Origin of the sequence: Bacillus cereus group sp. N21 (genome assembly GCF_016483395.1) — a bacterium.
Taxonomy (GTDB): Bacteria; Bacillota; Bacilli; order Bacillales; family Bacillaceae_G; genus Bacillus_A; species Bacillus_A pseudomycoides.
In genome coordinates, this window is record NZ_JAEHBX010000005.1 from 178,419 (window position 1) to 185,816 (window position 7,398).

Consider the following 7,398-nt stretch of genomic DNA (forward strand, 5'->3'; position numbering starts at 1 on the left):
CCACCTCAATTTTAATAGTCATAATGATTTCCATGTACATCATTGAAATGTGATCCTCTATTTTGGGATGGATCATCTGGGTAAGTATGACCGCCTGAATGCTCTCTTATAATCTTACCATCTTTGAAATGATAGTCTCTTCCAGGTATAGGGTTTCCTCTTTTATCTACAGCTGGTGTAACCTTAGTTGGCTGTTCATTAACAGGAATACCGCTTGCTCTCTTAGCTTCGTTGAAAGCTCCACTTCTCTTAGCTCCTTTAGGAGTGAAATTTGGCGGTCTTTGTCCTTTTTCTGCTTTTACATAGTCTTTGTAGTTAGGTTTCCCTGTCTGTTTAACTCCTTCACCAGACCTACCAAAAGAAGACTGGAACCTTTGAAGAGTATCCTGAGCATTTTGAATTGATTTATTCAAAACAAACCCACCATGTCCAACAGCACCAAGCCCCGCCGCTGTAGCAACTGCATCTAATGGAAGAACAATTGGTGATGCTAACCCACCACTTCCTACTTCTGCGACGAAGGTTAAGAAATTAGCCCCGCCTATGACTGAAATACCTTCAAAAATTTCTACAATAGATCCTACCGTTGATAAAACATGTCCAGTAAACCTTCCAGCTTGATAAGTTGCATTGCTTTCTAATTTATCATTATCAGGTGGTGTTAGTCCAATATAGTCTTCTGCTACTGCACTGCCAGCGCCTTGTATAAAGTCCGAAGCACTTTCATAAATATCTTCGACACCATGTTTAAACTTATCCAGTAAAGATTCATCTTTTTTTTCACTATTTAATGGACCACACATTGCTCCTTCTTCAATTGAACTACCATTTAAAAGATTGTCGGCCTGACGCTTCCTATCTTCTTCAATCGCCTGAATGGAAGCCGTCCACTCCATATTCAATCTTTGCGTACTAAATGTGCCACTAGCAAGACTAAAACCTTTTCCGCTTTGGACTTCGGCAAGGCCTGTCGCAATGCTAGCGGCTAATTGAATTGCTGTACTATAGTTATTGCTAGAGGTCTGATTGAATTCATGTAGATGATCTAGCTTTTCTTGCAGTTTTTTCCTCATGACAGTAAAAAGATTCGCCATAGCGTCCATACCTGGGATTGGCATAGTTTGACTGATGGCTTCCATACTGGTTTTCATTCGGTCCATTTCTTTAATTTGTTCGAGTAGCTCTTGTTCAATGACATCAGTTGAAGCTACCTTTGATTGAAATTGACTTGGAAAGGCATCATTCTGACGGAGTAATTCTTCACATAAGTAAATGATTCCTTGAGCCAAAGGTCGAAAGGTTTGGGCAAAGAATGTTCTTGCACTGTCGTAAGTTTGTCCTTGTAAAACAGTATCACGTGCAAAAGCGTCAATCGACTGAATAGCTTGTTCCATACCTTGAATGGTAGCGGTACATACAGCGTTCATACTTTGAGTTTGGCTTTGTACTTCGCCTAAATACATATTTAAACTCATGCATTGACCTCCCTTGCTAGTTGTTGTTGCTGACAGGAAAGGTCGTTTTCTAAATCACTAAGGTCTCGCTTCTCTTTAAGCAACGTTTCTTTTTGGTTTTCCAATTCGAATGTAAGTTTTCGCTCAATGTGTTGTGCTTCTTGACGCATATTCATAAAAAAATGAGATAATTCTTTATCCCCATACCAAGTTTCTAGAATTCGGTTAAACAAACGGTTACTTCGACTTTTCCATTCGTGAAAATTTGCTTCTGTGCGTTCTTGAGTTTGAATCGCAGATTGATTCCGGTCCTGCTCTTCGAATACACTTCTTAATTTTTGATTGAGTTGATTGATTTGTTTTTCGATATCTGGATTCATTTTGTACCTCCTACCGTTTCATGTTTATGTAGGTTGTTATATCGCCTAATAGAATCATGAAAAATTCTGTTGAAGTTCGTTATCCATTCTCTCAAACTCGTTAGCTACCGAATGAATATTATCGACTGCTTGTTGGAAGGCGGCACAAAATTGTTTCGTTAGATCTAAAGCTTGTTGGTTCGCCTCTTGTGCTTTGGAATTAACAGATAGCGTAGTACGCGTCGCCTTTGTTATAGAACGATTTGTTGCACTTTGAATTGCATCCGAAGCTGCCCTCATTTGCGTTGCGATTTGTGCAGCGTTTTGAAAATTACTTTGAAATTGTCCCATCGCATAAACCCCTTCTATACTTAATGAAGCATGAAAATTAAACCATATTAGTATATACTTTCATATTGACAGAAATAGAGAATCTTTGTTGGTAGGATGTTTTTTAGAGTCCGAAAGGTAATTCAATTATAAAAATAGCCTATCATCATCTTTTAATATTAATGGGAAATTTATACTGAATTTACACTAAGTTAGCATTCAACTGTTAAAATTTTACACATGGTAAAACGATAAATTGACGGAAAAGGGGACGAGGTAATGGCACAGACACAGTCGAACTTATACGAAATATCAGTAAATGGTTTGCAGGAGTTAATGTGGTATAACGTAGAAATAAAACGAGGGAAGCATACATATGAATTCGAAATCTACCGAGCGAGTGATACGATTTCGGTGTTTTACGTAGATCAATCCGGAAGGCAACTGACGATAGCCAGTCCGAAGGAAATGATATCGATGTTAGTTTACGAGGAAGATAAGAAATATTATCGAAATATTGTTGGGGATTCGGAGTGGGCGTTGTTGGACGGGATGGCTTCACAAAGGGGGATGACGAAGGACGAAGAATTAGCGTTTTTTTATTTGAAGGCGAATGTGCCGGATGAGAAGGTAGAGGAATTAGAAGTATAATAAATATAGTTTAGTGAAAAGCCAGCTCTTATGAGTCGATTCTTTTTTTGTATGCAACATTAACTATAAAAAGGCTACATTTTGCTCACAAATAATATAAAAACACTTGAAAAAATATGAAATTCACTTTTAAAATATAATATAACAAATAAAAAGTGCCATAAATGCTTGTTATACAAGCGTTTATGGCACTTTTATAGTTTTATATTACACAAAATGAACAAGCTTAAAACTGTTCATTCTTCTCCCAAGATTCCACAATATAATGAGCAATTGTCGGATTAAATCCTTTTCCAACTAAGAACATAATTGCAGCAACCTCTGTCATTGCGTGTTGTTGAGAGGTATGTTTTGCTTCATTCATACCGTACTCTACCCATGGTTTTACGAAATCTAATACAGGTTTCTTTAACGACAAATAGTGTGTACCAACAACTTGTTGGATTTGTTGTTGTGTTGGCTCAGTAGGAATAGCTGTAGTAGGAGCTGGTGGCAAGATTTGTGGTTGGGTTGGATCTAATGTTGGTGTTGGTGGTGAAACGCGTGTATCCTGGTATGGTTGATACATTTGTGGTTGCTGATATGGAGCTTGTTGAGCTACGTAAGGATTCTGTTGGTACTGATTTTCCTGACCTGGTTGTGTTACGTAAGGATTTTGATGGTGTTGGGTTTCATGAGGTTGCTGAGCTGTATATGGATTTTGATGGTATTGAGCTTCTTGAGTTTGTTGTGCTAAGTACGAATTCTGTTGATATTGAAATTCTTGTTGTTGTGGTTCTTGTTCTTCAAACTGCTGCTCTTGATATCGTTGTTCTTGATTTTGAGGATAGTATGGTTGCTCTGGATAAGGGTATTTATTATTGTAGAACATTTTTATTTCCTCCTTCATGATCGTACGTACAAAACAGTCTATGGGCGGACAAGAAAATATGTGATGAAAAAATGAGAGCGTGTTACAATAAGAAATTGGGTGAAGATAAATGAAAAAACAAGAAAAAATACAAAAAACAGTTGCTTTTGTAAGGAATATTTTAGAAACAGATGCTAGTGGACATGATTGGTATCATATTGAACGTGTACATAAATTGGCGATTTCTTTGTCTGAAAAAGAAGGTGGGGATCGTTTTGTAATTGAGATGGCAGCTTTACTTCATGATGTAGCGGATGAGAAGTTAAATGAAAGTGAAGAAGCTGGTATGAAAAAAGTTTCTGATTGGCTAGAAGGATTGAATGTTACTGAAGAAGAAAATGAACATATCCTTCATATTATAATGAATATGTCATATAAAGGTGGGCATGGTGGCAAGGTAAGCACATTAGAAGGGAAAATCGTTCAAGATGCAGATCGTTTAGATGCACTTGGTGCAATTGGTATTGCCCGAACGTTTGCTTACGGCGGTGCAAAAGGACGTTTAATGTATGATCCGAACATTCCACCTCGAGAAGAGATGACAAAAGAAGAATATCGAAAAAATGATGATCCATCGTTAAATCATTTCTACGAAAAGCTTTTGAAGTTGAAAGATTTAATGAATACGGATGCTGCAAAACGAGAGGCTGAAATTCGCCATCGTTATATGGAAGAGTTTATAGAACAATTTATGAAAGAGTGGAATGCACAAATATGAAAATGCTAACAGTGGAAAACGTATCGAAATCATATGGAGATAAACCATTATTTGATGGATTATCATTTAGTATTGCAGAGGGTCAACGTGCAGGGATTATTGGAGTAAACGGTACAGGGAAATCTACATTATTAAAAATTATTGCAGGGGTAGAGATTCCAGATACAGGTGATATGACACATACGCGTGGTTATACAATTAGCTATTTATCACAGCAACCGGATTTTAATGAAAATTTAACAGTGCTTGAGCAAGTATTCCACGGTGATACGCCGCTAATTTGCCTTCTTCGTGAATACGAACAAGCGTTATTAAACATAGAAAAAGACCCGAGTAATGAAAAAGTGCAAGAACAATTATTTGCAGTGCAGCAACATATGGATGCGATGAATGCATGGGAAGCAAATGCGAATGCGAAGTCGCTTTTAACGAAACTCGGAATTACAGATTTCACTGCAACTGTGGGGAACTTATCTGGTGGACAAAAAAAACGTATTGCAATGGCACAGTGCTTTATTGAAACACCTGATTTATTAATTTTAGATGAGCCAACAAACCATCTTGATCATGAAACAGTGGAATGGTTAGAAGAATATTTAGCACGGTATACTGGAGCAGTTTTACTTGTAACACATGATCGTTATTTTTTAGACCGTGTTACAAATCGTATTTTTGAGCTAGATAATGGTAATTTGTATAGCTATGAAGGAAACTATAGTACATTTTTAGAAGCGAAGGCACTTCGTGAGGAACAAGAGTTAGCACAAGAATCAAAGCGCCAAAATCTATATCGCCGTGAACTTGCTTGGATTCGCCGCGGTGCGAAAGCTCGTTCTACAAAACAAAAAGCACGTATTCAGCGGTTCGAAGAGTTGAAAGAACAAGAAGGTCCAGCAGCGAAGCAATCTGTTGATATTTCACTCAGCGGGAGTCGCTTAGGAAAGAAAGTGCTTGAGTTAAAAGATGTAACGAAGAAATTTGGTGAAAAAACGGTATTACATAATTTTAATCATATTGTGAAACCAGGCGATCGAATCGGTATTATTGGGGCTAATGGTAGCGGGAAATCATCTTTATTAAATATGCTTGCAGGCAAATTATTACCTGACGGTGGTGAAATTGAAGTTGGACAAACTGTGAAAGTTGCTTATTATACGCAAGAAAATGAAGAGATGAATTTAAATCAACGTATGATTGAATATATTAAAGAAATTGCAGAAGTCATTCATACAACAGACGGTAAAGTCATTGGAGTATCCCAAATGCTTGAGCGTTTCTTATTCCAACCGCATTCACATGGAACACCACTTGGTAAACTATCTGGTGGTGAAAGAAGACGTCTGTATTTATTACGTCTTTTAATGGGAGAGCCGAATGTACTTCTATTAGATGAGCCGACAAACGATTTAGATACACAAACGTTAACAGTACTAGAAGACTATTTAGAAGATTTCCCGGGTGTCGTTCTTACGGTATCGCATGATCGCTACTTCTTAGATAAAGTAGTAGATGAATTATTTATCTTTACTGGTGGCGGAGAAGTTCGTGAATTCCTAGGAAGCTATAGTGATTACCTAGATATACAAAAGGCCCAAGAACTATTAGAAAAAGTAGAAGTACAGAAAGAAAAGAAAGTGGAAGAAGCTCCAAAGCAACAACGTAAACGTAAACTTTCCTATCACGAACAACGTGAATGGGAAACCATTGAAGATACGATTGCTGGGCTTGAAGAGAAGCTTGAAACGATTGGAGAAGAACTTGCGAATGTAGGTTCTGATTTTACAAAAGCACAGGAGCTTTCTGAGGCGCAGCAGCAAACAGAAGCAGAACTGGAAAAAGCAATGGAACGCTGGAGCGAACTGTCTGACATCGTTGAAGGTTTAAAATAAAAACAAGCTGCATATATTGAAATGTAAAGAGAAAAACTTTACACTATTGGTAGAACATATTTTAGGAGGGAAAAAATGAGAACATCTAATCCAATGTTGAAAAAAGAAACCTTTCGTAAACAGGGAGCAAGTACGTCTGCGATGACAATTGGCGGAGCTGTAGGCAAAACATTTATTATGCTTGTCTTGCTTCTTGCAACGTCTGTCTATTCATACATACAGATGTATACGGGGAAAATGCAAATGCCAGTTTTAATTGGAGCATTAATTGTGGCTGCAATTATCGCATTTGCGGCTATCTTCTTCCCGAAAATGGCGCCTATTACGGCACCTATTTATGCAGCTGTTGAAGGGATTGTCTTAGGAAGCATTTCAGCAGTATATGCGATTCGTTTTGACAACTCTATTATTTTAAATGCTGTATTACTAACAATTTCAATTTTATTTGCAATGTTAGTTTTATACGCAACTCGTGTTGTAAAGGTAACGGATAAGTTCCGTACAGGCATAATGGCCGCAACGCTTGGGATTTTGGTTATGTACTTGATCGTTTTTCTATTAAACATGTTTGGTGTTACTGTTCCGTATATTCACCAAGGTGGAACAATTGGCATCATCATTAGTGCAGTTGTGATTATCGTTGCTGCATTAAATCTATTACTAGACTTCGATTTAATCGAAAATGGCGCACGTAGTGGAGCTCCAAAATATATGGAGTGGTACAGTGCGATGGGACTAATGATGACATTAGTATGGTTGTACTTAGAAATTCTTCGTTTCGTTTCTTACTTTGCGAAAAATGACTAATTGAAAGAAATCCTGCATGTTTGAAACATGCAGGATTTCTTTTTGTGTTTTTTTAGATTCAAAGTGATGATTTCTTTTTAGAAATATATTATTTTGCATTTTTTACCTATCTTCTATTTTTTTCTACAATAAAGAAAAAGATATGAGGTGGTATAAATATGATGAATAGAGTTGTATTAATCGGAAGATTGACAAAAGATCCAGGTGCGCCACGTTTCGCATAACCACCACGTACCAGTGGTGGGATAAAGTGACAATCGTGAGAAATCGAATATATACC

At 37.3% G+C, this 7,398-nt stretch carries 8 protein-coding genes; 4 read left to right on the forward strand and 4 right to left on the reverse strand.

From position 1 onward, the window contains the following. Positions 1-11 precede the first annotated feature (11 nt). The 3 genes from JDS96_RS04985 to JDS96_RS04995 are packed head-to-tail and all read right to left on the reverse strand — an operon-like array spanning position 12 to position 2,164. A complete protein-coding gene (locus JDS96_RS04985; protein ID WP_199666271.1) occupies positions 12-1,475 on the reverse strand; it encodes a T7SS effector LXG polymorphic toxin in 1,464 nt (487 codons plus the stop codon). Further along, positions 1,472-1,834 carry a DUF3958 family protein gene (locus JDS96_RS04990; protein ID WP_199666272.1) on the reverse strand — a complete coding sequence of 121 codons (363 nt, stop codon included), beginning with the start codon at positions 1,832-1,834 and terminating at the stop codon, positions 1,472-1,474. The genes JDS96_RS04985 and JDS96_RS04990 overlap by 4 nt, the downstream gene beginning before the upstream one ends. Positions 1,835-1,888: 54 nt before the next feature. Next, positions 1,889-2,164 carry a TIGR04197 family type VII secretion effector gene (locus JDS96_RS04995; protein WP_199666273.1) on the reverse strand — a complete coding sequence of 92 codons (276 nt, stop codon included), beginning with the start codon at positions 2,162-2,164 and terminating at the stop codon, positions 1,889-1,891. 258 nt (positions 2,165-2,422) lie between these two features. On the opposite strand from JDS96_RS04995, the gene JDS96_RS05000 reads away from it, so the two are divergent. Next, positions 2,423-2,794 (forward strand): hypothetical protein, encoded by a 372-nt coding sequence (locus JDS96_RS05000; protein ID WP_199666274.1) that lies wholly within the window; start codon positions 2,423-2,425, stop codon positions 2,792-2,794. A gap of 226 nt (positions 2,795-3,020) precedes the next feature. Here the strand turns inward: JDS96_RS05000 and JDS96_RS05005 are convergent, their stop codons facing one another. Further along, a complete protein-coding gene (locus JDS96_RS05005; RefSeq protein WP_199666275.1) occupies positions 3,021-3,665 on the reverse strand; it encodes a hypothetical protein in 645 nt (214 codons plus the stop codon). Positions 3,666-3,774: 109 nt separating this feature from the next. Between JDS96_RS05005 and JDS96_RS05010 the strand changes: the two genes are divergently transcribed. The 3 genes from JDS96_RS05010 (at position 3,775) to JDS96_RS05020 (ending at position 7,118) form a co-directional block, all read left to right on the forward strand. Beyond that, a complete protein-coding gene (locus JDS96_RS05010; RefSeq protein WP_199666276.1) occupies positions 3,775-4,422 on the forward strand; it encodes an HD domain-containing protein in 648 nt (215 codons plus the stop codon). After that, positions 4,419-6,311, forward strand: coding sequence for an ABC-F family ATP-binding cassette domain-containing protein (locus tag JDS96_RS05015; RefSeq protein WP_199666277.1), 1,893 nt, complete (start codon positions 4,419-4,421; stop codon positions 6,309-6,311). The genes JDS96_RS05010 and JDS96_RS05015 overlap by 4 nt, the downstream gene beginning before the upstream one ends. A 75-nt stretch (positions 6,312-6,386) precedes the next feature. After that, positions 6,387-7,118 carry a Bax inhibitor-1/YccA family protein gene (locus JDS96_RS05020; protein ID WP_003197270.1) on the forward strand — a complete coding sequence of 244 codons (732 nt, stop codon included), beginning with the start codon at positions 6,387-6,389 and terminating at the stop codon, positions 7,116-7,118. Positions 7,119-7,398 lie beyond the last annotated feature (280 nt).